This is a genomic window from Amycolatopsis sp. NPDC114503 (genome assembly GCF_055633655.1).
The window spans coordinates 238,029-262,265 of the sequence record NZ_JBVKDT010000009.1 but is presented as its reverse complement, the minus strand read 5'-3'; the positions used below and the strand labels follow the sequence as shown (position 1 = coordinate 262,265).

At 70.0% G+C, this 24,237-nt stretch carries 23 protein-coding genes; 15 read left to right on the top strand and 8 right to left on the bottom strand.

Annotated features, from left to right (window positions below; translation table 11 throughout):
- Nucleotides 1-2 precede the first annotated feature (2 nt).
- Complete coding sequence (tal, locus tag ACZ7OI_RS34555; RefSeq protein ID WP_470268285.1) at nucleotides 3-1,112, bottom strand: transaldolase; 1,110 nt, start codon at nucleotides 1,110-1,112, stop codon at nucleotides 3-5.
- A 12-nt stretch (nucleotides 1,113-1,124) separates the two neighbouring features.
- A complete protein-coding gene (tkt, locus tag ACZ7OI_RS34550) occupies nucleotides 1,125-3,224 on the bottom strand; it encodes a transketolase (RefSeq protein ID WP_470268284.1) in 2,100 nt (699 codons plus the stop codon).
- 429 nt (nucleotides 3,225-3,653) lie between these two features.
- Here tkt and ACZ7OI_RS34545 point away from each other — a divergent pair, with 429 nt between their 5' ends.
- The 4 genes from ACZ7OI_RS34545 to ACZ7OI_RS34530 all read left to right on the top strand — a co-directional run bounded on the left by ACZ7OI_RS34545 (nucleotide 3,654) and on the right by ACZ7OI_RS34530 (nucleotide 7,862).
- Nucleotides 3,654-4,634, top strand: a complete 981-nt coding sequence (locus ACZ7OI_RS34545; RefSeq protein WP_470233886.1) for a heme o synthase — start codon at nucleotides 3,654-3,656, stop codon at nucleotides 4,632-4,634.
- A 98-nt stretch (nucleotides 4,635-4,732) separates the two neighbouring features.
- Nucleotides 4,733-6,982 carry a HelD family protein gene (locus ACZ7OI_RS34540; RefSeq protein WP_470268283.1) on the top strand — a complete coding sequence of 750 codons (2,250 nt, stop codon included), beginning with the start codon at nucleotides 4,733-4,735 and terminating at the stop codon, nucleotides 6,980-6,982.
- 90 nt (nucleotides 6,983-7,072) lie between these two features.
- Nucleotides 7,073-7,360 (top strand): cold-shock protein, encoded by a 288-nt coding sequence (locus tag ACZ7OI_RS34535; protein WP_470268282.1) that lies wholly within the window; start codon nucleotides 7,073-7,075, stop codon nucleotides 7,358-7,360.
- Nucleotides 7,338-7,862, top strand: coding sequence for a hypothetical protein (locus ACZ7OI_RS34530; protein ID WP_470268281.1), 525 nt, complete (start codon nucleotides 7,338-7,340; stop codon nucleotides 7,860-7,862). The genes ACZ7OI_RS34535 and ACZ7OI_RS34530 overlap by 23 nt, the downstream gene beginning before the upstream one ends.
- Nucleotides 7,863-7,922: 60 nt before the next feature.
- On the opposite strand, the gene ACZ7OI_RS34525 is transcribed toward ACZ7OI_RS34530, so the two are convergent.
- Nucleotides 7,923-8,894 carry a quinone oxidoreductase family protein gene (locus ACZ7OI_RS34525; RefSeq protein WP_470268279.1) on the bottom strand — a complete coding sequence of 324 codons (972 nt, stop codon included), beginning with the start codon at nucleotides 8,892-8,894 and terminating at the stop codon, nucleotides 7,923-7,925.
- A 92-nt stretch (nucleotides 8,895-8,986) separates the two neighbouring features.
- Here ACZ7OI_RS34525 and ACZ7OI_RS34520 point away from each other — a divergent pair, with 92 nt between their 5' ends.
- Together ACZ7OI_RS34520 and ACZ7OI_RS34515 are read left to right on the top strand one after the other, a co-directional pair.
- Nucleotides 8,987-9,304: a hypothetical protein gene (locus ACZ7OI_RS34520; RefSeq protein WP_009075903.1), complete on the top strand. Its 318-nt coding sequence runs from the start codon at nucleotides 8,987-8,989 to the stop codon at nucleotides 9,302-9,304.
- Entirely contained in the window at nucleotides 9,301-10,164 is an 864-nt protein-coding gene (locus ACZ7OI_RS34515; RefSeq protein ID WP_470268278.1) for an ATP-grasp domain-containing protein, read from the top strand. Before ACZ7OI_RS34520 ends, ACZ7OI_RS34515 begins: the two co-directional genes overlap by 4 nt.
- A gap of 220 nt (nucleotides 10,165-10,384) precedes the next feature.
- On the opposite strand, the gene ACZ7OI_RS34510 is transcribed toward ACZ7OI_RS34515, so the two are convergent.
- The 5 genes from ACZ7OI_RS34510 to mptB form a co-directional block, all read right to left on the bottom strand.
- Nucleotides 10,385-11,314 (bottom strand): acyl-CoA desaturase, encoded by a 930-nt coding sequence (locus ACZ7OI_RS34510; RefSeq protein WP_470268277.1) that lies wholly within the window; start codon nucleotides 11,312-11,314, stop codon nucleotides 10,385-10,387.
- Nucleotides 11,315-11,469: 155 nt separating this feature from the next.
- Nucleotides 11,470-12,441, bottom strand: a complete 972-nt coding sequence (locus tag ACZ7OI_RS34505; RefSeq protein ID WP_470268276.1) for a COX15/CtaA family protein — start codon at nucleotides 12,439-12,441, stop codon at nucleotides 11,470-11,472.
- Nucleotides 12,442-12,582: 141 nt separating this feature from the next.
- Nucleotides 12,583-13,371, bottom strand: a complete 789-nt coding sequence (locus ACZ7OI_RS34500; protein ID WP_470268275.1) for an ABC transporter permease — start codon at nucleotides 13,369-13,371, stop codon at nucleotides 12,583-12,585.
- Nucleotides 13,368-14,294, bottom strand: a complete 927-nt coding sequence (locus tag ACZ7OI_RS34495; protein ID WP_009075909.1) for an ABC transporter ATP-binding protein — start codon at nucleotides 14,292-14,294, stop codon at nucleotides 13,368-13,370. The genes ACZ7OI_RS34500 and ACZ7OI_RS34495 overlap by 4 nt, the downstream gene beginning before the upstream one ends.
- A 6-nt stretch (nucleotides 14,295-14,300) precedes the next feature.
- Nucleotides 14,301-15,932 carry a polyprenol phosphomannose-dependent alpha 1,6 mannosyltransferase MptB gene (mptB, locus tag ACZ7OI_RS34490; protein ID WP_470268371.1) on the bottom strand — a complete coding sequence of 544 codons (1,632 nt, stop codon included), beginning with the start codon at nucleotides 15,930-15,932 and terminating at the stop codon, nucleotides 14,301-14,303.
- Nucleotides 15,933-16,289: 357 nt separating this feature from the next.
- Here mptB and ACZ7OI_RS34485 point away from each other — a divergent pair, with 357 nt between their 5' ends.
- The 9 genes from ACZ7OI_RS34485 to lepB all read left to right on the top strand — a co-directional run bounded on the left by ACZ7OI_RS34485 (nucleotide 16,290) and on the right by lepB (nucleotide 24,232).
- Nucleotides 16,290-17,144 (top strand): helix-turn-helix transcriptional regulator, encoded by an 855-nt coding sequence (locus ACZ7OI_RS34485; RefSeq protein WP_470268274.1) that lies wholly within the window; start codon nucleotides 16,290-16,292, stop codon nucleotides 17,142-17,144.
- Nucleotides 17,141-18,589, top strand: a complete 1,449-nt coding sequence (sufB, locus tag ACZ7OI_RS34480) for a Fe-S cluster assembly protein SufB (protein WP_470268273.1) — start codon at nucleotides 17,141-17,143, stop codon at nucleotides 18,587-18,589. Before ACZ7OI_RS34485 ends, sufB begins: the two co-directional genes overlap by 4 nt.
- Entirely contained in the window at nucleotides 18,590-19,762 is a 1,173-nt protein-coding gene (sufD, locus tag ACZ7OI_RS34475) for a Fe-S cluster assembly protein SufD (RefSeq protein ID WP_470268272.1), read from the top strand.
- Nucleotides 19,763-19,794: 32 nt separating this feature from the next.
- Nucleotides 19,795-20,565 carry a Fe-S cluster assembly ATPase SufC gene (gene sufC, locus ACZ7OI_RS34470; protein WP_470268271.1) on the top strand — a complete coding sequence of 257 codons (771 nt, stop codon included), beginning with the start codon at nucleotides 19,795-19,797 and terminating at the stop codon, nucleotides 20,563-20,565.
- 51 nt (nucleotides 20,566-20,616) lie between these two features.
- Nucleotides 20,617-21,933: a cysteine desulfurase gene (locus ACZ7OI_RS34465; protein WP_470268270.1), complete on the top strand. Its 1,317-nt coding sequence runs from the start codon at nucleotides 20,617-20,619 to the stop codon at nucleotides 21,931-21,933.
- On the top strand, nucleotides 21,930-22,379 hold the full coding sequence (gene sufU / locus ACZ7OI_RS34460) for a Fe-S cluster assembly sulfur transfer protein SufU (RefSeq protein ID WP_037814681.1): 450 nt from the start codon (nucleotides 21,930-21,932) through the stop codon (nucleotides 22,377-22,379). The genes ACZ7OI_RS34465 and sufU overlap by 4 nt, the downstream gene beginning before the upstream one ends.
- Nucleotides 22,376-22,774 (top strand): metal-sulfur cluster assembly factor, encoded by a 399-nt coding sequence (locus ACZ7OI_RS34455; protein WP_378403637.1) that lies wholly within the window; start codon nucleotides 22,376-22,378, stop codon nucleotides 22,772-22,774. The genes sufU and ACZ7OI_RS34455 overlap by 4 nt, the downstream gene beginning before the upstream one ends.
- Nucleotides 22,775-22,901: 127 nt before the next feature.
- Entirely contained in the window at nucleotides 22,902-23,327 is a 426-nt protein-coding gene (locus ACZ7OI_RS34450; protein ID WP_470268269.1) for a hypothetical protein, read from the top strand.
- A 29-nt stretch (nucleotides 23,328-23,356) separates the two neighbouring features.
- Complete coding sequence (gene lepB / locus ACZ7OI_RS34445; protein ID WP_470268268.1) at nucleotides 23,357-24,232, top strand: signal peptidase I; 876 nt, start codon at nucleotides 23,357-23,359, stop codon at nucleotides 24,230-24,232.
- The last annotated feature ends 5 nt before the right edge of the window (nucleotides 24,233-24,237 follow it).

Below are 24,237 nucleotides of genomic sequence, written 5' to 3'. Positions count from 1 at the left end.
GTTCAGCCCTTCGCTTTGTTCAGCTGCCCGGTCACCGTGTCCAGCAGTTCCTGCCAGGACTTCTCGAACTTCTCGACGCCCTCGGTCTCCAGTGTCACGAACACGTCCGGCACGTCGATGCCGGCTGCCGACAGCTTGTCGAAGATCGCCTGCGCCTGCTCGCCCTTTCCGGAAACCGTGTCGCCGGTGATCTCGGCGTGGTCGGCGACCGAGTCCATGGTCTTCTCGGGCATCGTGTTCACGACGTCCTTGACCACGAGCTGGTCGACGTACCGGGTGTCGGAGTAGGCCGGGTCCTTCACGCCGGTGGAGGCCCACAGCGGACGCTGAGCGTTCGCGCCAGCCTCGGCGAGCGCCTTCCACTGGTCCGTGGCGAACAGCTTCTCGAAGGCCGCGTACGCGAGCCGCGCGTTGGCGATGGCCGCCTCGCCCAGCAGCGCCTTGGCCTCGTCGGTGCCGATCGCGTTCAGCCGCTTGTCGACCTCACTGTCCACACGGGACACGAAGAACGACGCGACCGAGTGGATGCCCTTGAGGTCGTGGCCGTTGGCCTTCGCCTGCTCCAAGCCGGCGAAGAAAGCCTTGATGACGGCCTCGTAGCGCTCGACGGAGAAGATCAGCGTGACGTTGACGCTGATGCCCTCGGCGAGCACGGCGGTGATCGCGGGCAGACCCTCTTCGGTCGCCGGGATCTTGATCATCACGTTCGGCCGGTCGACGGTCTTCCACAGGTCCTTGGCCTCGGCCACCGTCTTGTCGGTGTCCTTCGCCAGGCGCGGGTCCACCTCGATGGACACGCGGCCGTCGACGCCGTTCGTGGCGTTGTACACGTCGCGGAACAGGTCCGCGGCGTTGCGCACGTCGGTGGTGGTCAGCTCCCGGACGGTGCCGTCGAGGTCCGCACCGCGCGCGGCGAGGTCGTTGACCTGCTCGTCGTAGGCGGCGCCGTTCGACAGCGCGTTCGCGAAGATCGTCGGGTTGGTGGTCACGCCGACGACGTGCTTGTCGCGGATGAGCCCGGCGAGGTTGCCCGAGTTCAGGCGCTCCCGCGAAAGGTCGTCCAGCCAGATCGAGACGCCTGCTTCGGACAGCTGTGCGAGTCGGTCAGTCATCGTGATCCCCTTTCAGTTCTTGGTGTTGGCGATCGAACGACGGGCGGCGTCGACCACGGCTTCGGCGGTGAAGCCGAACTCGCGGAACAGCGTCGCGGCGTCGGCCGAGGCTCCGTAGTGCTCGATCGACACGTTCTCGCCGGCGTCGCCGGTGAAGCGCTGCCACGGCATCGCGATCCCGGCCTCGACCGAAACGCGGGCCTTGACCGTCGGCGGCAGGACGGCGTCCTTGTAGTCCTGCTCCTGCGCGTCGAACCACTCGACGCACGGCATCGAGACCACGCTGGTGGGGATGCCGTCGGCCTCGAGGGTCTTGCGCGCCTCGACGGCCAGCTGGACCTCGGAACCGGTCGCGATCAGCACAACCTCCGGGGTGCCGTTGGACGCCTCGGCCAGCACGTAGCCGCCCTTCTTGACGCCCTCGGCGTTCGTGCCCTCCAGCACCGGCACGTTCTGCCGGGTCAGCGCGAAGCCGGACGGGTGGTGCACGTCCTCCAGCACGGCCTTCCACGCGTACGCGGTCTCGTTGGCGTCCGCCGGGCGGACGACGTTGAGGCCCGGGATCGCGCGCAGCGCGGCGACCTGCTCGATCGGCTGGTGCGTCGGGCCGTCCTCGCCGAGGCCGATCGAGTCGTGCGTCCACACGTAGATGACCGGAGCCTTCATCAGCGCGGCGAGCCGGACCGGCGGGCGCATGTAGTCGGAGAAGGTGAGGAAGGTCGCGCCGTACGGGCGGGTGCCGCCGTGCAGCGCGATGCCGTTGAGGATCGAGCCCATCGCGTGCTCGCGGATGCCGAAGTGCAGCGTGCGGCCGTACGGGTTGGTCTTCCACATGTCGGTGCCGGCCGCGGCCGGGCCGAACGAGTCGGCGCCCTTCATGGTGGTGTTGTTGCTCTCCGCGAGGTCCGCGGAACCGCCCCACAGCTCGGGCAGCGGCTCGGCCAGCGCGTTGAGCACCTCGCCGGAGGCCTTGCGGGTGGCGATGCCCTTGGCGTCGGGCTCCCACGACGGCAGGTTGTCCGCGAAGCCCTCGGGCAGCGTGCGGGTCGACAGCCGGTCGGCCAGCTTCTTGCGCTCCGGGTTGGCCGCGGCCCACGCCTCGAAGCGCTCCTGCCATTCGGCGCGCTGCTTCTCGCCGCGCTCGATCGCCTGACGGGTGTGCGCGAGCACCGCCTCGTCGACGTCGAAGTTCTTCTCCGGGTCGAAGCCCAGCGCCTTCTTGACGCCCGCGACCTCTTCCGCGCCCAGCGCGGCGCCGTGCGCCTTGCCGGTGTTCATCTTCGTCGGGGCCGGGTAGCCGATGATCGTGCGCACCTGGATGAACGACGGCCGCGTGGTCTCGGCCTGCGCCGCCTTGATGGCCGCCTCGAGCGCGACGACGTCCTCGCCGCCCTCGACGGTCTGCACGTGCCAGCCGTAGGCCTCGTACCGCTTCGCGACGTCCTCGGACAGCGCGATGTTGGTGTCGTCCTCGATGGAGATCTTGTTGTCGTCGTAGAAGACGATCAGGTTGCCCAGCTCCTGGCGGCCCGCGATGGACGAGGCCTCGGAGGTGACGCCCTCTTCGATGTCGCCGTCGGAGGCGATCACGTAGATGTGGTGGTCGAAGATGCTCTCGCCGGCGGGGGCGTCCGGGTCCAGCAGGCCGCGCTCGCGCCGCGCCGCCATCGCCATGCCGACGCCGTTCGCGAGGCCCTGGCCCAGCGGGCCGGTGGTGGTCTCGACGCCCTTGGTGTGCCGGTACTCCGGGTGGCCCGGGGTCTTGGAGCCCCAGCGGCGCAGCTGCTCGAGGTCTTCCAGCTCCAGGCCGAACCCGGCCAGGTACAGCTGGATGTAGAGGGTCAGGCTGGAGTGCCCGGCGGAAAGAACGAACCGGTCGCGGGCGGGCCACTCCGGGTCGGCCGGGTCGTGCCGCATCGTGCGCTGGAACAGCGTGTACGCCAGCGGCGCCAGGCTCATCGCAGTGCCCGGGTGCCCGCTGCCGCAGTTTTCGACGGCGTCCGCGGCCAGCACGCGGGCGGTGTCTACGGCGCGGGTGTCGGTCTCGGTCCAGTCGGCCGGCAGGTTGCGCCGGAGCAAGGGGCTGGTCTCGCTGCTAGAGGTTTCGGACACTGAACTCGAACTCCTGCGTCGGTGAAGTGATGGCTGTATTCCGTGCGTGCCGCTCAAGTGCTGCGGTGTGCGCCCTCAGTTATCTCAATCGATCCCGAAGGGACGATATTCCTGCTGACGGCGCTGTGCAGGCGGAGCGAGCGGCCCGACGCTGTCACCCTAGTGCGTACGCGTGCGCGCGAGCGCGGGCGCGCACCTTGCGGGTGAGGTGATCCTGCCCGCCTGTCCTTCTTCGGCTACCCGCCGCGGGCGTCCGCGACTCACGGCGGGCGGCGTGACGGAGGAGACACTGCCGGGCGTGTCCCGGACCCGCGGGCGTTGAGCCCATCCGCCACGTCTAACATCGATCGCGGGCCAGGCACGGAAGTTCTCCATGAGCACCACCTCTTCTTCCGGGCCGCCCGGCCCAGGACTGACTCAGGGAGAGAAATGTCGTTGGTGAACGCTGCGCACGGACGCAGTGAAGACACCAGCGCCGTACCCCCGGACGGCGGGCGACCGCGCGGGGCCCGGCGAAGCTTCCGCCAGGTGGCGGGCGCGTACGCCGCGCTGGCCAAGCCGCGCGTGATCGAGCTTCTCCTCGTCACCACGATCCCCGCGATGTTCCTCGCCGGGCGCGAGGTGCCGAACCCGTGGCTGGTGGTCGCGACGCTGGTCGGCGGCACGATGGCCGCGGGCAGCGCGAACGCGCTCAACTGCGTGATCGACAGCGACATCGACAAGGTCATGAACCGCACCAAGCGGCGTCCGCTGGTGAAGGACGCGGTGCCGCGGCGCAACGCGCTGATCTTCGGCCTCGTGCTGGGCGTCGCCTCGTTCGCCGTCCTGTACTTCACGGTGAACCTGCTGGCGGCGGTCCTCGCGATCGCGACCATCCTGTTCTACATCTTCGTCTACACCCTCGGCCTCAAGCGGCGGACGTCGCAGAACGTGGTCTGGGGCGGGGCCGCGGGCTGCATGCCGGTGCTGATCGGCTGGGTCGCGGTCACCGGCACCGTGCAGTGGCCGGCGTTCGTGATGTTCGGCGTGATCTTCTTCTGGACCCCGCCGCACACCTGGGCGCTGGGCATGAAGTACCGCGACGACTACGAGCGCGCCGGCGTGCCGATGCTGCCGGTCGTCGCGACCGCCGAGCACGTGGCCCGGCAGATCGTCATTTACTCGTGGGTGATGGTCGCCTGGACGCTGCTGCTGCTCCCGGTCACGAGCTGGCTGTACGCGACCTTCGCGATCCTCGCCGGCGGCTGGTTCCTCTTCTACGCGCACCGGCTGCAGGCCGCCGTGCACCGCGGCGAGGAAACCAAGCCGATGGCGCTGTTCCACCGGTCGAACACGTACCTGATGATCGTGTTCGTCGCGCTGGCGGTCGACTCGGCGATCGGCTTGCCGGTCCTCGGCCTGCCCTTCTGATCCGTTCTGCCCCGTTTCGGCCCGGACAGGAATGGCCCGGGATCCTCGCCGGTTGCACTCTTCCGGCCCCGATCCCGACCTGAAAGCAGGACCTTTCCTTGCCCGAGGAACCGGCCTACGAAGCCGAGCTGCGCCGCGAACAGGCCTACACCGACGCCCTGTTCGCGAAGCTCGACTCCGAACGCACCCAGACCCAGCGCCGGCTGGACGAAACCCTGCGCCAGACCGGCGGGACGCCGCAGGCGCGGACCGAACGCGAAGCCGCCACGATCCTGCACAGCGACCGGCTCGCCCAGCTCGGGTCGGTCGAGCAGGGATTGTGCTTCGGGCGGCTGGACTTCGTGCCGGGCAGCACCTCCGAAGACGCCGACGAGACCGCCTACATCGGACGGCTCGGCCTGTTCGACGAGGACGACGACTACCGGCCGCTGCTGATCGACTGGCGCGCGCCGGTCGCGCGGCCCTTCTACCTCGCCACCGCCGCTTCGCCGGACGGCGTGCGCCGCCGCCGGCATCTGCGGTCGCTGAGCCGTCGCGTCACCGGGTTCGACGACGAGATCCTCGATCTGACCGCCGCTGACCAGGGCCAAGACCTCGGGCTCGCCGGCGAGGCCGCGCTGCTGGCCGCGCTGGAGCGCCGCCGGACCGGCGAGATGGCCGACATCGTCTCCACCATCCAGGCCGAACAGGACCGGATCATCCGCGCGCCGCTCGGCGGGGTGATGGTGGTGCAGGGCGCGCCGGGCACCGGGAAGACCGCGGTCGCCCTGCATCGCGCGGCGTATCTGCTCTACACGCACCGCCAGCAGCTGACCACGCGCGGCGTGCTGGTCGTCGGCCCGAACTCGACCTTCCTGCGCTACATCGGCCAGGTGCTGCCCTCGCTTGGCGAGACCGGCGTGCTCCTGTCGACCATCGGCCAGCTGTGGCCGGGCTTGGACGCCGACGGCGTCGACTCTCCGGAGGCGGCCGAGGTGAAGGGCCGGCTGGTGATGGCCGACGTGCTCGCCAAGGCCGTCCGCGATCGGCAAGGTGTACCCGATCCGGTGATCGAGATCGAGCACGAACGCGAGATCCTCAAGCTCGACCGGAAGACCTGCGCGCAGGCCCGCACCCGGGCACGCCGTTCGCGCAGGCCGCACAATCTCGCGCGGCGGCTGTTCGTCTCCGACGTCCTCGACGCGCTCACCCGGCAGGCCGCCCGCGCTTTGGGCGAGGATTTGCTGGACGCGCAGGACGTCCAGGACATCCGCGTCGAGCTGGCGGCGAGCCCCGCGGTCGCCGCCGCGCTGAACTCGCTGTGGCCGAAACTCACCCCGGGCGGCCTGCTGGACGACCTGTTCGCCGACCGCGAACACCTCGACCGGGCGGCGGGCGACCTGCTGTCCGAAGAGGACCGGACGCATCTGGAGAGCGGCCGCACCGCGAAGTGGACGCCCGCCGACGTGCCGCTGCTCGACGAACTGGCCGAACTGCTCGGCGTCGACGACTCCGAGGAACAGGCCGAGGACAAGCGCCGCGAACGCGTCGAGCGGGCGTATGCCGAGGGCGTGCTGGACATCCTCGAGCAGGACGAGGAAATCCAGGACGAGGAGATCCTGCGGGTGTCCGACGTGCTGGACGCCGAGTTGTTCGCCGAACGCCAGCAGGCGCGCAGCGAGCTGACCGCGGCGCAGCGTGCCGCGCAGGACCGGACGTGGACGTTCGGGCACGTGATCGTCGACGAGGCGCAGGAACTGTCCGCGATGGACTGGCGGCTGCTGATGCGCCGCACGCCGAACCGGTCGATGACGCTGGTCGGCGACGTCGCGCAGACCGGGGCCGCCGGGGGAGCGCGGACCTGGGACGAGGTGCTGTCGCCCTACGTCGCGGACCGCTGGCGGCTCGAGCAGCTGACGGTGAACTACCGGACCCCGGCGGAGATCATGGAGGTGGCCGCGGGCGTGCTCGCCGAACTGGACGTCGATCTGGCCGCGCCGGCGTCGGTGCGGGAGACCGGGGTGCCGCCGTGGGGCGTGGAAGTCGCTTCGCTGGAAGAGGAACTGCCCGCGCTGGTGGCCGCGGAACTGTCCGCTGTGGACGGTGGGACCGTGGCGGTGCTGGTGCCGGGCGGTCGCGTCGACGAGGTGCGGAAGCTGCTTCCGGAGGACGAACGGCTGAGCGTGCTGACCGTCGACCGTTCCAAGGGGCTGGAGTTCGACGGGGTCGTGCTGGTATCGCCGGACGAGATCGTGGCGGGCTCGCCGCGCGGGCTCAATGACCTGTATGTGGCGCTGACCCGGGCGACGCAGCGGCTCGGCGTGGTGCGGACCGGTCCGGCGGTGCCCGCGCTCGGCGGGCTTGGTTAGTCTTCCGAGTCCGCTTTCGGGTGTTCCTCACGGAAAGTGTTGACCACGTTGCCGTCAGTGCATACCGTCGTTGAGGAGCGAGGTCGCGAAATGGCGTATTCGGATGGTCTGGTCTACGTGGGCCGAGTCAGCCAATGGGACGCGGACAACGGATGGGGAGTTGTCGAATCCGACAGTTTCAGCGATCCGATTTGGGTGCACTACTCGGTTGTCGATCCGGCGAGCCGGGGCGTGCTCGACAGCGGATTTCGCCAGCTTTACGTGGGCGATGAAGTCCGATTGATCGTCGAGCACGCCGAGCAGGACGATTTTCGCCTGCGGGCCTCGTGGATCATGTCGGCGAAGGAGCGCGGGAATGGGCCGGAAGAAAGCCGCTGAGGCGGTTGCCGTCGGTGCCGTCGTCCTGGCTGCGCTGGCGCTGGCGGCCGGGACGGCGAGTGCGGACCATTACCACACCTTCACCCAGGACAACACGACGTTCGACGCGACGGACGCGAACGGGCGGTTCACCGGCCAGGCGGTGACATTTCCCGGGAGGGAAGTTCCGATGGCGTGGTCTTTCCGGATCTCGCCCGCCGTCCAGGCTATCGCGGTGAGCTCGATGAACTGCACTGCCGGTCATATGCAGCTCCCGTACCACGATGCCCACAGCAATATCCCGGTCGACTATTTTTGGCATTCGACGGTGCAGGGAAACAAATCCGACAACACTCCCTACGACCTCTACGGGTCCTGTGTCTTCAAGGTGAAGAACAACGGGACCGCGAACTTGAAGTTCGTCTTTCACTACCTCATGCTGTGCGGACCTTGCGGTCCTCGCCCGGCGACCTGGCCTGAGCAGCGTTTGTCCACGCGTCTGGACATCGATCACCGACGGTGATCCCGGGCGGGGCGGCGTGAGTGCCGGGGCTGCTGCCGCCCCGCTGCGGGCGGGGCCGAGTTACGGAATCAGCAGCAGCTTCCCGGTCGTCCGGCGTCCCTGCAGGTCCTCGTGGGCCTTGCGGGCGTCGGCGAGCGGGTAGCGGCCGCCGATGCGGACGTTGAGCGAACCGTCGGCCACGGCGGCGAACAGTTCGCCGGCGCGCCAGTCGAGTTCCTCGCGGGTGCGCAGGTAGTGGCCGAGCGTCGGCCGGGTCAGGAAGAGCGAGCCGCCGGAGTTGAGCCGCTGCGGGTCGATCGGCGGCACCGGGCCGCTGGCCGCGCCGAACAGCGCGAGCGTGCCGCGGATCTTGAGGCTGGCGAGACTGCCGTCGACGGTGCTCTTGCCGACGCCGTCGTAGACCACGGCGACGCCTTCGCCGTTGGTCAGCTCGCGGGTCGCGGCGGCGAAGTCCTCGCGGTCGTAGCGGATCACGTGGTCCGCGCCGGCTCCGCGGGCCAGCTCAGCCTTTTCGTCGGTGGAGACGGTGCACAGAACTCGCGCGCCGCGCGCCTTCGCCAGCTGTACCAGCAGCAAACCGACGCCGCCGGCCGCGGCGTGGACGAGAATGTCGTCGCCCGCTTGCACTTCGTAGGTCGAGCGCACCAGGTAGTGCGCCGTCATGCCCTGCAGCATCGTGGCCGCGGCGATCTCGTCGGACACGCCGTCCGGCACCTTCACCGTGGCGCTGGCCGGGACCACCGCGCGCTGGGCGTAGCTGCCGAGCACGCCCTGCCAGGTCACCCGGTCGCCGGGGGCGAATTCGGTGACGCCCTCGCCGGTCTCCACGACCGTCCCGGCACCCTCGGAACCGAGGACGAACGGCAGGTCGATCGGGTAGATGCCCTGGCGCTGGTAGGTGTCGATGTAGTTGACGCCGGACGCGGCGAGGTCGACCAGGAGTTCGCCCGCGCCGGGCGGACCGGGCTCGATCTCGGCCAGTTCCAGCACTTCCGGGCCGCCGGTCCGGGCCACCTGCACTGCGGTCGGCATGGTTCCTCCTCGTAATGGGCGCGTCTGGCATCCACTATGGCCGAGAACACGGTCGGGCCGCGGGGGCGGGGGTCTCGGGTTAAGCTCCGGACGTGGCTGAGGAGACCGAAAACACGCCGACCGCGCCGACTGCCCGCCAGCTGGCGTCCGCCCGCGACTTCGTGGCGAAGCACGGCAAACCGTCGCGCGCCGTGGTCGAGAACATCGGCCTGGCCGGCGCGCGGGTCGTGCTCGTGGGCCCGGACGGGGCGATGGGCGACGTGCTGGTCGCCGGGGTCGAGACCGGGAACGCGCTGGTCGAGCAGGTCGACGACCTCGAGGCCGCGGAGTGGGACAGCGAAACCGTGAAGACGGTCAAGATCGGCGCCGCGCACCGCCGCAAGATGGCCGGGCCGCGAGCGGGCCGGTGACCCGCTCGGCGATTTTCGTCGGCTGCGCCGCACTGCCCGAAGGCGACGGCGACGAGGCCGCGGTGCTGCCCGCGCTCGCGGACCTCGGGTTCACCGTGAGCTGGGCGGCCTGGGATTCGGGTGCCGACTTCGCTTCGGCGGACATCGTGGTGTTGCGCGCCGCCTGGGATTACCCGGAGCGCCGGGAGGAATTCCTCAGCTGGTGCGAGGATGTGCCCGGGTTGAGCAATTCGGCCACGGTCGTGCGCTGGAACACCGACAAGACTTACTTGGGCGAACTGCTCGACGCGGGCGTGCCGACAGTGCCGGTCGAGATCGTGCCGCCGGGGGAGAAGCCGCGCTGGCCGAAGAAACCGTTCGTGGTGAAGCCTTCGGTGGGCGCGGGAGGCCGCGACGCCGCCCGGTTCTCGTCCTTCGGCGCGGACGCGGAGCAGCATCTGCGCGCGTTGCACGACGACGGGCGCACGGCTCTCGTGCAGCCGTATCAGTCCAGTGTGGACACTCAGGGCGAGATCGCGGTGACGTACTTCGGCGGCGTTTATTCGCACGCCTTCACGAAATTCGTGACGCTGGAGTCCGAAGTGGACTCTTCCGGGCTGTACCGGGAGGAGCGGCTCGCGGCTGCTGTCCCGGCGCCGGAGGTGCGTGCGGTCGCCGAGGACGCGCTGGACGCTGCGTGCGGGCTGCTGGGGATTTTGCGGGCGGAGCTCCTGTACGCGCGGGTGGACCTGGTCCGCGGGGACGACGGTCGTCCGCTGGTGCTGGAGCTGGAGTTGACCGAGCCGTCGCTGGGCTTCCGGCACGCGGACGCGGGTGCTCCGTTGCGGTTCGCGTCCGCGGTGCGGCAGCAGCTGGCCTAGCTGGGGCCCGCCAACGCTTCAGCCGGGCTGCTGCACGCGTTTGGCGGCGAGCCGTTCCGCCCGGGGGCAGCGGATGTGAGTTGCTCGGCCGAGGTGGTTCGTTGCGTGGGGACCAGTTCGCGGCGGTGATTGGCGTCCGCTGGAGCTGGAGCTGAGCTTGGTTGCGGGTGCGCCGCTGCGGTTGACGTCGGCTGGTGTGGCAGAAACTGGCTTAGCTGGCCTAGCTCGCGCGGCGTTTGGCGGCGAGCCGTTCCGCCCGGGGCCACCGGACGTCGCTCGCCCATCCGAACCGCTCGAACGCCCAGATCACCCGGGCCGAGACATCCACCTGCCCGCGCAGCACGCCGTGCCGGGCGCAGGTCGGGTCGGCGTGGTGGGAGTTGTGCCACGACTCGCCCATGGACAGCAGGGCCAGCGGCCAGAAGTTCGCCGCGCGGTCGCGGCTCGCGAACGGGCGGTCGCCGATCAGGTGGCACACCGAGTTCACCGACCAGGTCACGTGGTGCAGGAACGCGATCCGCACCAGGCCGGCCCAGAAGAACGCCGTCAGCGCGCCCTGCCAGGTGCCGCTGAACGCCCAGCCGAGCGCGGCGGGCAGGGCGAGGCTGAGGGTGATCCACAGCCAGAAGAACCGGTTCACCAGCCGCAGGTCGCGGTCGCTGACGAGGTCGGGGGCGAAGCGGTCGGCGTTGGTGACCTCGCGCTGGAACATCCAGCCCATGTGCGCGTGCCAGAACCCGCGCAGCAGCGCGGCGGGCGAGGTGCCGAACAGCCACGGGGAATGCGGATCGCCCTCGCGGTCGGAAAACGCGTGGTGGCGGCGGTGGCTCGCGACCCAGAAAATCACCGAACCCTGCACGGCCATGCTCCCCGCGATGGCGAGCGCGATCCGCAGCGGGCGGCTCGCTTTGAAAGCGCCGTGGGTGAAGTAGCGGTGGTACCCGACGGTCACGCCGAGCGTCGCGAGCACGTAGAAGACGGTCGCGAGGATCAGGTCGGTCCAGCCGATGCCCCACCCCCACAGCAGCGGCACGGCGGCGACCAGCGCGGCGAACGGCACGAGCAGGAACGTCTTGAGCACGATCATCTCGGCGGTCCCGCGGCGGCCGGACAGAAGGGGTTTGCCGGGGCGGGCAGGGGCGGTCGGCATGGCGGCACCTCGGGCTTTTCGGGGCTTTCGGAAAGCCGGACGGCGATGACGGTAAGCCGCCGACCTGTCCGCCGGGCCGACGCGCAGTTACGCCCGGATGACCGTCAGTTCGCGGTGACGAGTTGGCCGGGGAGCGCTGCCGAGCGCGGGGAGCGTCAGTTCGCGGTGGCGAGTTCCCGCTTCGGCGCGGGCTCCAGCGAAGTGACCGGCCCGCGGTCGCGCGTCCCCGTCCACAGCACGGCCGTCACCACGATCACGAGCGCCGAGCCGAGCACGTGGAACGACACCATCGCCTCAGGCACGCCCAGCGCGTACTGCACGGTCCCCAGAACGCCTTGCAGCAGCGCGACAATCCACACCCACGCATACCGCTGCCACACGCTCTTCGGCGCACCGACGCGCATCAGCGTGAGCCCGAAGACCCCCAGCACCACGAGATAAGCGATGAGCAATGCGCTGTGCACCCGAGCCAGCTGCTCGATCGGGGCGTCCAGGCGATGCGTGTTGACGTCGCCGCCGTGCGGGCCCGCTCCGGTGACCGTCGTGCCGGCGATCAGGACCGCCCACATCAGCACCGTCAGCAGCACCAGCATCTGCCGTCCCAGCTTCGGGACCAGCGGGCGCGCGGGTTCGTCTCCTTCGCGGAACGCCTTCAGCAGCAGCACCGCCAGCCACACCAGCGGCGTGGACGCCAGGAAGTGGATCGCGACCGTCCACCATTCCAGTTTCGCCAGCACGGTCAGCCCGCCGAGGACCGCCTGCAGCACGACGCCGCCGGGCATCGTCCAGGCGAGCTTCACCAGCCGCTTGCGTTCCGGGTGGTCGATCTGGATCCGCCACGCGGTGAGCACCGCGAGCGCCGCCACCACGATGACGACGCCGGTCAGCATCCGGTTCGAGAACTCGATCCACTGCGTCACCGCGTCGATGCCGGAGTGCCGCACCGGGACCAGGCTGCCCGCGACGCACTGCGGCCAGGTCGGGCATCCCAGCCCGGACCCGGTCACCCGCACCACGGAACCGGTGACGCCGATTCCTGCCTGCGCGACCACCGCGGCGATCCCGACCGCGCGCTGGACCGCGGCGGACGGATACGGCAGGCGGGCGATCAAACTGCGAAGGGACACGCGGAAAGAATACTCGCGCGCGTTTTCCCGCCTTCACGCGGCGGTATTGTCCGGCGCGGATTTGCCAGCGCGCGCAAGGAATCGGGTGCGGCGGCCGTCACATTCGGAGGTCGAATTCCGCACGGAAACCGGATGTGGGATTCAGGTGAGTTTCGTAGTCCGTGTCGCCAGGACTCCGGCCGCCGCGGCCCACACCAGCAGCACCGCCGCCGGGCCGAGCGGGAACTGGCCGTCCACCAGCGCCGCGCGCATGCCTTCCGCCAGCGCACCCGACGGCAGCAGCGACACCACCGCGCCGACCCCGGACGGCAACGCCGACGGCGCCAGCAGAATCCCGCCCGCCAGCAGCAGCACGAACCACACGATGTTCGCCAGCGCCAGCACGGCTTCCGCGCGCAACGCGCCGCCGAGCAGTACGCCCAGCGCGCCGAAAGCCAGCGTCCCCAGCACCAGCAGCACGACCGCGGAGCCGATCCCGGCGGCCGACGGCGACCAGCCCAGGAAAGCCGCCACCACGCCGAGCACCACGGACTGCAGCGCCACCACGACCAGCGCGGCCACGACCCGTCCGGCCACGAGCAGCCAGCGCGGCAGCGCCGTCGCCGAAAGGCGCTTCAGCACGCCGTACCGGCGGTCGAAGCCGAGGGCGATCGCCTGTCCGGTGAAGGCCGACGACATGACGGCCAGCGCGAGGATCCTCGGCGTCATCCAGTCCACTTTGGACGCTGAGCCGAGCTGGCTCGCGGGCAGGATGTCCAGCGAGCTCAGGCCGATCAGCAGCGCGAGCGGGATGATCAGGGTGAGCAGCAGCTGCTCGCCGTGCCGCAGGGTCAGCGCGGCCTCGACGCGCGCGTGCGTGCGCAGCATCTTGCCGAGCGAGCCGCGGCCGGGCGCGGGGGCGAAAGTGCCTGCGGGGAACGGAGAACTCATGCGCGCAGCTCCCGTCCGGTGAGTTCGAGGAACACTTCTTCGAGCGTCCGCCGTCCGACTTGCAGTTGTTCGGGCAAGACGCCCTGTTGCGCGCACCACGCGGTGACGGCGGAGACCACCTGCGGGTCGACCGCGCCCTCCACCAGGTACGAACCGGGTGCGGTTTCGCTGACCCGGTACCCCTCCGGCAGCGCGGCCGCGAGCAAAGTCGTGTCGAGCTTCGTGCGGGCGCGGAACCGCAGCTGCGCCGCCTCGCCCGCCTCCAGCGTCAGCGAATGCGGCGTGCCTTCGACGACGACCTTGCCGTGGTCCACGATCACCACCTGGTCGGCCAGCGTTTCCGCTTCCTCCATGAGGTGCGTGGTGAGCAGGACGCTCACGCCGTCCGCGCGCAGCGCCGCGAGCAGGTCCCACACCAGCCGCCGCGCCTGCGGGTCCATGCCCGCGGTGGGCTCGTCCAGGAACACCAGCTCCGGTCGGCCGACGAGCGCGCACGCCAGGGAAAGCCGCTGCTGCTGCCCGCCGGAGAGCCGTTTGAACGGCGTCCGCTTGGCGCCGGCCAGCCCGAGCACGTCGAGCAGCCACGCCGGATCGTGCGGGTTCGCCGCGCAGGAAGCCACTAGCCGCAGCATTTCCTCCGCGCGCACGCCCGGGTACGCGCCGCCGCCTTGCGGCATGATGCCGACGCGCGGGCGGAGCCGTGAGCTGTCCGCGACGGGGTCGAGGCCGAGCACGCGCACCCGGCCCGCGTCAGGTCTGCGGAAACCCTCGCAAATCTCGACAGTGGTCGTTTTTCCGGCGCCGTTCGGCCCGAGCAGGGCCAGCAGGGAACCACGCTCCATGCGCAGGTCGATGCCGTCGACCGCGGTGGTGGAGCCGTAGCTTTTCGCCAAGCCGGAGATCTCGACGGCGGGGTTGTCCACAACGAATCACGATACGACGTCGGCGGGCGCGCGCGGTGCTGGGGACGCCGGAGGTGTCCTGGACAACAGCAGCGGCGAAACCCGGTACACGATCGCGAGCCCGCCGAGGGTCACCAGAGCGGCCGCGCCGTAGGCCCACGGCAGGATGTACGAGCGGCCGTCGAAGGTGCCGCCGGTGGGCGGAAGCAGGAACGGCAGCCCGGCGCTGATGACCGTGGCGACCACCCGGAACCGCGACGTCCCGGCCGCCGCGGCGAGCGGGATCACCGCCCACAGCAGGTACCACGGCTGCAGGTTGATCTGCAGGATCATCGCCGCGCCCAGCGAGACGCCGAGCCCGATGATCGGCCGGTAGCGCCATTTGAAGCTGGCCCACAGGAATTTGACCGTGACGGCCGCGGTGATCACGTTGCCGAGCGTGCCGAGGATCGGCACCAGCGCGTCGGTGTGGTTGCCGAGCCCGAGCGCGATGCCGAGGACGCCGCTGAGGTTCGCGATCTCCGCGGTGGGGGAGATGAACGACCGCACCAGCCCCGGGGTGCTCGCCGTCGCGCCGATCCAGCCGAAGCCCAGTCCGGTGCCGACGCAGATGCCGGTGAGCACCACGCCGAACAGCAGCGCCATCGGGGCGCCCGCCCACACCAGGTCCTTCAGCCGTCCGTGCCATCTGCGCGCGACCATCACCGAAAGGAACGGCAACGCCAGCACAGCCGGGATTTTCACCGTGGCGCCGATGGTGATGATGACGACGCCGAGCGCGATGAAGAGGAGTTCGCCCTTCGCCAAGGGCGGCGGGCTGTCGCCTTTCACCCGCACCGGCAGCCGCCGGATGCCGATCTCCAGCCCGGCCACCATGAGCCCGATGGCCAGCGAATCGTTGTGCGCGCCCGCGACGAAATGGAAGATCAGCAACGGGTTCGCCGCGCCGAGCCACAGCGCGGTGGCCGGCTGCACGCCGAACCGCCGGGCCAGCCGCGGCACCGCCCACACGATCAGCAGCACGCCGACCATCGCGAGGCCGCGCTGCAGCAGCACGCCGACGACGATGTTGTTGCCGCCGACCGGAGCCAGCCAGCCGCCCAGCCGCAGCAGCAGCGGGCCGTACGGGGCGGGGGTCTCGCGCCAGATGTTGGTGACGCCCGCGGTGAGCGGGTCGGCGACGCCGAGCGCCTGGGCCGGGCCCAGCTGGTAGGGGTCCATGCCGCGGTGCACGATCTCGCTCTGCGCGAGATAGCTGTAGACGTCGCGGGAGAACAGCGGGGGGATCAGCAGGAGCGGCGCGACCCACATCGCGACGGTGCGGGCCAGCTGGCCGCTGGTCGCCAGCCGGGCGCTCGCCGGACGGGCGAACCGGGCGAGCAGGAGCCAGCTCAGCACCAGGATGCCCATCCCGGAGAAGGCGATCGCGAGCGAGACCGTCGGGATCCGGATGAACAGGCGCAGCACCGGCAGGTCCTGCACCGGGTTGATCACCGGCGCGGCCCCGGCCCCGAGCGAGCCGAGCGCGAGGAACAGCGAGCCGACCGTGCCGAAGCGGCGGACCGCGTCGAGGCCGCGGGTCTCGGCGGCGTTCAGCGGATCGGTGCGGCGCGGGCCGACCGGGGACGGCGCGGCCTCGGGAACCGGCGGAGCGGCCACGGCGCCGTCAGCACCGCCCGGTTTGCCGGATAAGTCCGGTTCCGGTGCCCGCTGGTCCGGGTGTTCGCCGACTGCCACGCCCGGAAGCGTATCGAGTCCGGTTCGAGCGGAGTTTCGAGCCGTTCGGTCCGCGGTGCCGCACCGGTCGCTCCCGTCGGGTCGGTGCGGCTCTCGCCGGGTTTGGCGCGGCGGTGCCTGTCGTCCGTGAGGGCCGCCCTGAGGGAATCAGATTCCCTCAGGGCGGCCCTCACGGACTGGAGGCCGGTCCTGCGGCGGCGAGTCCGGCCGCGCGTGAGTCGGGTCACTGCCCGACACCCCGCCTTTGCCCGCTGGCCGGAAATAAGACACACTTGTGTTGTGAAAAAGAACGGGACCACCGGCGAGGGGCGCGGCGAGCAGCCGCGCACCGCGGCCGTCGGCGTTCCCGTGCAGGTCAGCGCGGTGAACGTGGCCGAGGGCCGCACCCGGCACGAGGTCGCCCGGCTGCTGCTGGAGCAGGGCCCGATGACCGCCGCGGTGGTCGCCGAGCAGCTCGGCATCAGCCCGACGGCGATCCGCCGCCACCTCGACGCGCTGCAGGCCGACGGCGAGGCCGAGACCCGCGACGCCCCTCGCAAGGGCCCGCGCGGACGCGGCCGCCCGGCCAAGCTGTTCCTGCTCACCGAAGCGGGCCGCGCCCGGTTCGGGCACGCCTACGACGACCTCGCCTCCTCGGCCATCCGCTTCCTCGCCGAGCACGCCGGCCCGGACGCGGTGCGCGCGTTCGCCGAGCGCCGGGTCGAAGGGCTCGTCGGGCCGCACCGCCAGGCGATCACCGGATCGGCTGATCCGGTCGAGCGCGCCGAGGCCCTCGCCACCGCGCTGAGCAGGGAAGGCTACGCTGCCTCGACCCGCCAGATCGGCGCGGGAGCCCCGACCGCGAACGCCGGCGCGCAGCTGTGCCAGCACCACTGCCCGGTCGCGCACGTCGCCGCGGAATTCCCGCAGCTGTGCGAGGCCGAAACGGAAGCGTTCGCGAAGCTGCTGGGCACCCACGTCCAGCGGCTGGCGACCATCGCGCGCGGAGACAACGCGTGCACCACACACGTACCCGCCGGACCGGCGGGTATCCCGGCCCATCCCGAGCCGGACCGCACGACGACGCCCGGAGAAGCGGCCCCGCCGCCCGAAGGGCACGCACCACGGATCCCGAATGGAGGGAAACCCGCATGACTGCCGCTGCCGAGCAGCGCACTCCCACCACCGAGCCGTTGAGCCAGGAAGAGACCATCGCGTCCCTTGGCAACTACGCCTTCGGCTGGGCGGACTCCGACGAGGCTGGCGCCAGCGCCCGCCGCGGCCTGAGCGAGGATGTCGTCCGCGACATCTCCGGCAAGAAGTCCGAGCCCGAGTGGATGCGCGACGCCCGATTGAAGGCGCTCAAGCTGTTCGACCTCAAGCCGATGCCGAACTGGGGCGCCGACCTCTCGGGGATCGACTTCGACAACATCAAGTACTTCGTGCGGTCCACCGAGAAGCAGGCGGCCAGCTGGGAAGACCTGCCCGAGGACATCAAGAACACCTACGACAAGCTGGGCATCCCCGAGGCGGAGAAGCAGCGCCTCGTGGCGGGCGTCGCCGCGCAGTACGAGTCCGAGGTCGTCTACCACCAGATCCGCGAGGACCTGGAGGAGCAGGGCGTTCTCTTCCTGGACACCGACTCCGCGCTCAAGGAGCACCCGGAGATCTTCCAGGAGTACTTCGGCTCCGTGATCCCGGCGGGCGACAACAAGTTCTCCGCGCTGAACACCGCGGTGTGGTCCGGCGGCTCGTTCATCTACGTGCCGAAGGGCGTGCACGTCGAGATCCCGCTGCAGGCCTACTTCCGGATCAACACCGAGAACATGGGCCAGTTCGAGCGGACGCTGATCATCGTCGACGAGGACGCCTACGTCCACTACGTCGAGGGCTGCACCGCCCCGATCTACCAGTCGGACTCGCTGCACTCCGCGGTCGTCGAGATCATCGTGAAGAAGGGCGGCCGCTGCCGCTACACGACGATCCAGAACTGGTCGAACAACGTCTACAACCTGGTCACCAAGCGCGCCAAGTGCGAAGAGGGCGCGACCATGGAGTGGGTCGACGGCAACATCGGCTCCAAGGTGACCATGAAGTACCCGTCGGTCTTCCTCATGGGCGAGCACGCCAAGGGCGAGGTCCTCTCGGTCGCGTTCGCGGGCGAGGGCCAGCACCAGGACGCCGGGGCCAAGATGGAGCACCTCGCGCCGCACACGTCCTCGACCATCGTGTCGAAGTCGGTCGCGCGCGGCGGCGGCCGGACCTCCTACCGCGGCCTGGTCAAGGTCGCGAAGCGGGCGCACCACTCGCGCTCCAGCGTGGTCTGCGACGCCCTGCTGGTGGACACCATCTCGCGGTCGGACACGTACCCGTACGTGGACATCCGCAACGACGAGGTGTCCATGGGCCACGAGGCCACCGTGTCCAAGGTCAGCGAAGAGCAGCTGTTCTACCTGATGTCGCGCGGCCTCGACGAGGCCGAGGCGATGGCGATGATCGTGCGCGGGTTCGTCGAGCCCATCGCGCGCGAGCTGCCGATGGAGTACGCGCTCGAGCTGAACCGCTTGATCGAGCTGCAGATGGAAGGGTCCGTCGGCTAAATGTCCGTGGCAGAGAACAACGTTTCCGAGTCGCTTCGCGAGGGGGCCGTCATTCCGGCGGCCTCCCGCGCGGAGCGGTTCACCTCTTACGACGTCGAGGCCTTCGAGGTCCCGGGCGGTCGTGAGGAAAACTGGCGCTTCACTCCGATGAAGCGCCTGCGCGGCCTGCACGACGGTTCCGCCGTCGCCTCCGGCGAGATCACGCTGGAGACCGAGGCCGCGCCCGAGCTGAAGATCGAGACCGTCGGCCGCGACGACTCGCGGCTGGGCCAGGCGGGCGTGCCGAGCGACCGGATCGCCGCGCAGGCCTACTCGTCCTTCGCCAAGGCCACCGTCGTGACGGTGCCCAAGGAGACGAAGGCGTCGACGCCGTCGGTGCTGCGCATCCACGGTCCGGGCGAGGACAAGGTCGCCTACGGGCACCTGCAGGTCCGCGCCGAGGCGTTCGCCGAAGCCGTGATCGTGCTCGACCACGTCGGGTCCGGCACCTACGCCGACAACGTCGAGTTCGTCATCGGCGACGGCGCCAAGGTCACCGTGGTCAGCGTCCAGGACTGGGCCGACGACGCGGTGCACGTCTCCGAGCAGCACCTCAAGCTGGGCCGCGACGCCGCGCTGCGGCACACCGTGATCACCCTCGGCGGCGACCTGGTCCGCATCTCGCCGACCGCGACCTTCGCCGACAAGGGCGGCGACGTCGACATGCTCGGCGTCTACTTCGCCGACGGCGGCCAGCACCAGGAGCACCGGCTCTTCGTCGACCACGCGGTGCCCAACTGCAAGTCGCGGGTCGGTTACAAGGGCGCGCTGCAGGGCGAGGGCGCGCACGCGGTGTGGATCGGCGACGTGCTGATCCGGGCCGCGGCCGAAGCCACCGACACCTACGAGTTCAACCGCAACCTGGTGCTCACGCCCGGGGCGCGCGCGGACTCGGTGCCGAACCTGGAAATCGAGACCGGCGAGATCGAAGGCGCCGGCCACGCGAGCGCGACGGGAAGGTTCGACGACGAGCAGTTGTTCTACCTGCAGTCGCGCGGAATCGCCGAAGAAGCCGCCCGCCGCTTGGTCGTGCGCGGGTTCTTCCACGAGATCCTGGTGAAGATCGACGTCCCCGAGGTGCGCGAGCGCCTCGAAGCCGCGATCGAGGCCGAACTCGAAGCCGTCGGCGCCTGACGCCCTCCACCGCAGACTTTAGGAAACGAAGAATGGCTACCCTGGAAATCAAGGACCTGCACGCCTCGGTGAACACCGACGAAGGCGCCAAGGAGATCCTCAAGGGCGTCAACCTGACCATCCGGTCCGGCGAGACGCACGCGATCATGGGCCCGAACGGCTCCGGCAAGTCCACCCTGTCCTACGCGATCGCCGGCCACCCGAAGTACACGGTGACCTCCGGCGAGGTGCTGCTGGACGGCGAGAACGTGCTCGAGATGAGCGTTGACGAGCGCGCCCGCGCCGGCCTCTTCCTCGCCATGCAATACCCGGTCGAGGTGCCCGGCGTCTCGATGTCGAACTTCCTGCGCACCGCGGCCACCGCGGTCCGGGGCGAGGCTCCCAAGCTGCGCCACTGGGTCAAGGAGGTCAAAGAGGAGATGGGCAAGCTCGGCATCTCCCAGGAATTCGCCGAGCGCTCGGTGAACGAGGGCTTCTCCGGCGGCGAGAAGAAGCGCCACGAGATCCTGCAGCTGGCGCTGCTCAAGCCGAAGTTCGCGATCCTCGACGAGACCGACTCCGGCCTGGACGTCGACGCGTTGCGCGTCGTGTCCGAGGGCGTCAACGAGTACAAGTCGGGCAACGAGGTCGGCGTCATGCTGATCACGCACTACACCCGCATCCTGCGGCACATCACCCCGGACTTCGTGCACGTCTTCGCCGACGGCCGCATCGTCGAGTCCGGCGGCCGCGAACTGGCCGACGAGCTGGAGGAGAACGGCTACGTCAAGTACGTCGGCTCTCCCGAGCCCGCCAAGGCCTGACGTTTTCCCGCGCCCCGTTCCCGACGACACCGAGAGAGAGGAGTTGGCTCGATGACCACCACGGCTTCGAACAGCCCGACCAACTCTGTTCCCCTTGACGTGGCGGCACTGCGTGCCGACTTCCCGATCCTGACGCGCACCGTGCGCGACGGGAAACCCTTGGTGTACCTGGACTCCGGAGCGACCTCGCAACGGCCGGTGCAGGTGCTCGACGCGGAACGGCGGTACGTGTTCACGTCGAACTCGGCCGTGCACCGCGGTGCCCACCAGCTGTCCGAAGAGGCCACCGACGCCTACGAATCCGCGCGCGCGAAGACCGCGGAATTCGTCGGCGCGGACCCGGAAGAGCTGGTGTTCGCCAAGAACGCGACCGAGGGCATCAACCTCGTGGCGTACGCGATGAGCAACGCCGCCACCGCCGGTCCGGAGGCTGAGCGTTTCCGGATCGGCGAAGGCGACGAAATCGTCATCACCGAGATGGAGCACCACGCGAACCTGGTGCCGTGGCAGCAGTTGTGCCAGCGCACCGGGGCGACGCTGAAGTGGTTCAAGGTCACCGCCGAAGGCCGTCTTGATCTGTCCGATATGGACAGTCTGATCACGCCGCGCACCAAGGTGGTCGCGTTCGCGCACCAGTCCAACGTGCTCGGCACGGTCAACCCGGTCGACAAGCTGGTGGCCAAAGCGAAAGAGGTCGGCGCGCTGACCGTCCTCGACGCTTGCCAGTCCGTTCCGCACTTCCCGGTGGACTTCCACGCGCTCGGCGTCGACTTCGCGGTGTTCTCCGGGCACAAGATGCTGGCCCCGTCCGGGATCGGCGTGCTGTACGGCCGGACCGAACTGCTCGAAGCGATGCCGCCGTTCCTGACCGGCGGCTCGATGATCGAGCTGGTCACCATGGAGCGCACCACGTTCGCCGCGCCGCCGCAGCGGTTCGAGGCCGGGGTGCCGATGACGTCGCAGGCGATCGGCCTCGGCGCGGCGGTGGACTACCTGTCCGCCATCGGGATGGACCGCGTCGCGGCGCACGAGCACGAGCTGGCCGCGGCCGCGATCGCGGGCATCAGCGCGATTCCGGGCGTGCGCATCGTCGGGCCGACCGACCTGAAGGACCGCGGCGCGACTGTCGCGTTCGTGATCGACGGCGTGCACCCGCACGACGCCGGCCAGGTGCTCGACAGCCTCGGCATCGCGGTGCGGGTGGGACACCACTGCGCGTGGCCGCTGCACCGGGCCTGCTCGGTGCCCGCGACCGTGCGGGCGAGCTTCTACCTGTACAACACGCTGTCCGAAGTGGACGCTCTGGTCGCCGGGATCCGCGAGGCGCAGAAGTTCTTCGGGGTGGCCCAGGACGGGGCCGAGAAGTGAACCTGGAGAGCATGTACCAGGAGATCATCCTGGACCACTACAAGAACCCGCACGGGCGCGGCCTGCGCGATCCATTCGACGCGGAGTCGTTCCAGGTCAACCCGACCTGCGGCGACGAGATCACCTTGCGGGTGAAGGTCAGCGACGGCAAAGTCGAGGACGTGTCCTACGACGGGCAGGGCTGCTCGATCAGCCAGGCGTCCGCGTCGGTGCTGACCGACCTGGTCGTCGGGCACACGGTCGACGAGGCGTTCACGACCATGGACGCGTTCGTGGAACTGATGCAGGGCAAGGGCAAGGTCGAACCGGACGAGGACGTACTGGAGGACGGCGTCGCGTTCGCCGGCGTCGCGAAGTACCCGGCGCGCGTGAAGTGCGCCCTGCTCGGCTGGATGGCGTTCAAGGACGCGGTGTCCAGCACCACCACAGGAGCTGAGAAGGCATGAGCGAAGAGACGGCCACCGACCCGCGCGAGGGGCGCACCGCCGCGGACCTGCCCGAGCAGACCGCCGCCGTCCCCGCCGACATCGCGAAGATCGAGGACGTCGAGGAGGCGATGCGCGACGTCGTCGACCCCGAACTCGGCATCAACGTCGTGGACCTCGGCCTGGTCTACGACATCCGGGTCGAGACCGACAACACCGCGACGATCGACATGACGCTCACGTCCGCGGCCTGCCCGCTGACCGACGTGATCGAGGACCAGACGTCGGCGGCGCTGACGTCCGGCGGTCTCGTGGACGACTTCCGGATCAACTGGGTCTGGATGCCGCCATGGGGCCCGGAGAAGATCACCGACGACGGCCGCGAGCAGTTGCGGGCGCTCGGTTTCACTGTCTGAGGCGTGCGTTTTCGAAGGCCGCTCCCGGTTCGCCGGGGGCGGCCTTCGGCGTATCCGGGGCTGGTGCGTTCGGGCGCTGCCAGGCGGAACGCCGGATTCTGTCGGGGTTGGGTGCTATGACTGATCGATGACCGAACCTGACTCCGAATCCGTGACCGCCTCCGAGGAAAGACCCAGCCGCGGCCTGGCCGTGGGAGCGGTGTCCGTGGCCGCGGTGAGTTTCGCGCTCGCGGTGCTGACCTGGCTGGCCTGGCTGCTGGTCCGGCCCCGGATGCTGATGACCGGGGTGTATCCGATCGTGGCCGAGGTGTTCATCCTGGTGCTCGGCGCGCTGTGGTTCGCGGCGCTGCTGGCCGGAGTGCTCGCGATGGTGCTGGGGATGCTCGGGGGAGGGCGGCGCTACGGCGGCGACCTGGCCCGCAAAGGCTCGCTGCTGGGCGGGCTGACGGTGGTGGTGGCGCTGGCCGGGACGGTCGCGTTCACGGTGAGCCCCGGACTGATGCCCGTTTACGGCGACGGCGGACGACCGCTCAACTCGATCATCAGGCAGTAAGTATCGTATAACGACCTATACGGCGGCGGATGATCTCGGCTGTCCATTATGGACAGAGCGGCACAATCCGCCCGGACGATGCCGGGCCGCGTAACGGATTCTCGGTTGTCGCCGATCCTCGCGAGGTGATCGACGGTTTTCCGGCCCCGCCGCCGGTTTCCCGCGCCCCTCGCCGGTTTTCGCCCGCGCTGGCGCTGTGCGTCGTGCTCGCGCTGGCCGGGGTTGCCGGATGCGGGTACGGGCTGATGACGGTGGTGAGCTATCGCTGGGTGAAAGTGCCGACGAACGTGATGGCGCCCGCTGTGCCAGCCGGGACGGCGATCATGATCGGCAAGCGGGACGGGCAGGTCTACCACCGCGGCGACGTGGTGCTGGCTCGCATGCCCTCGCATCAGGGCGACCGGGCGTTCACCGTGCTGGGCCGGGTGATCGGCGTGGGCGGCGACGACGTGCGCTGTTGCGACGAGAAGCACCGGATCGTGGTGAACGAGAAATCCGTCGACGAGTCCTACGCGAGCGGTGACGGACCCCGGTTCCGCGCGCTCGTGCCGAAGGGCGCGGTCTTCGTGGCCGGTGACCGGCGCGATCTCGGCTGGGACTCCCGGAACGTGGAAGCCAGCGGACTGGACGGCTCGATCCCGCTGTCCGAGGTGTGCGGGGTGGTCGTGGCCACCGGGCCGAACCGGTGGTGGGCGCGTACGCTGCCTCCGACGACGGCGTTCACCGCCGCCGGGTTGCCGGGCGCGCCCGAGGTGGACGACGGGCCGTTCCTCGGGCGAGTGTGGGCAGGAGCAGGGGCGGGGGTGTTCCTGATCGGGTTCCAGGGCGCGGTGGCGACGGGAGTGCGCCGGAGCCGGAAACGACGCCGGGCGGCCGCTGGAGCGGGGTGGCTTCCGGCGGGGTAACGACT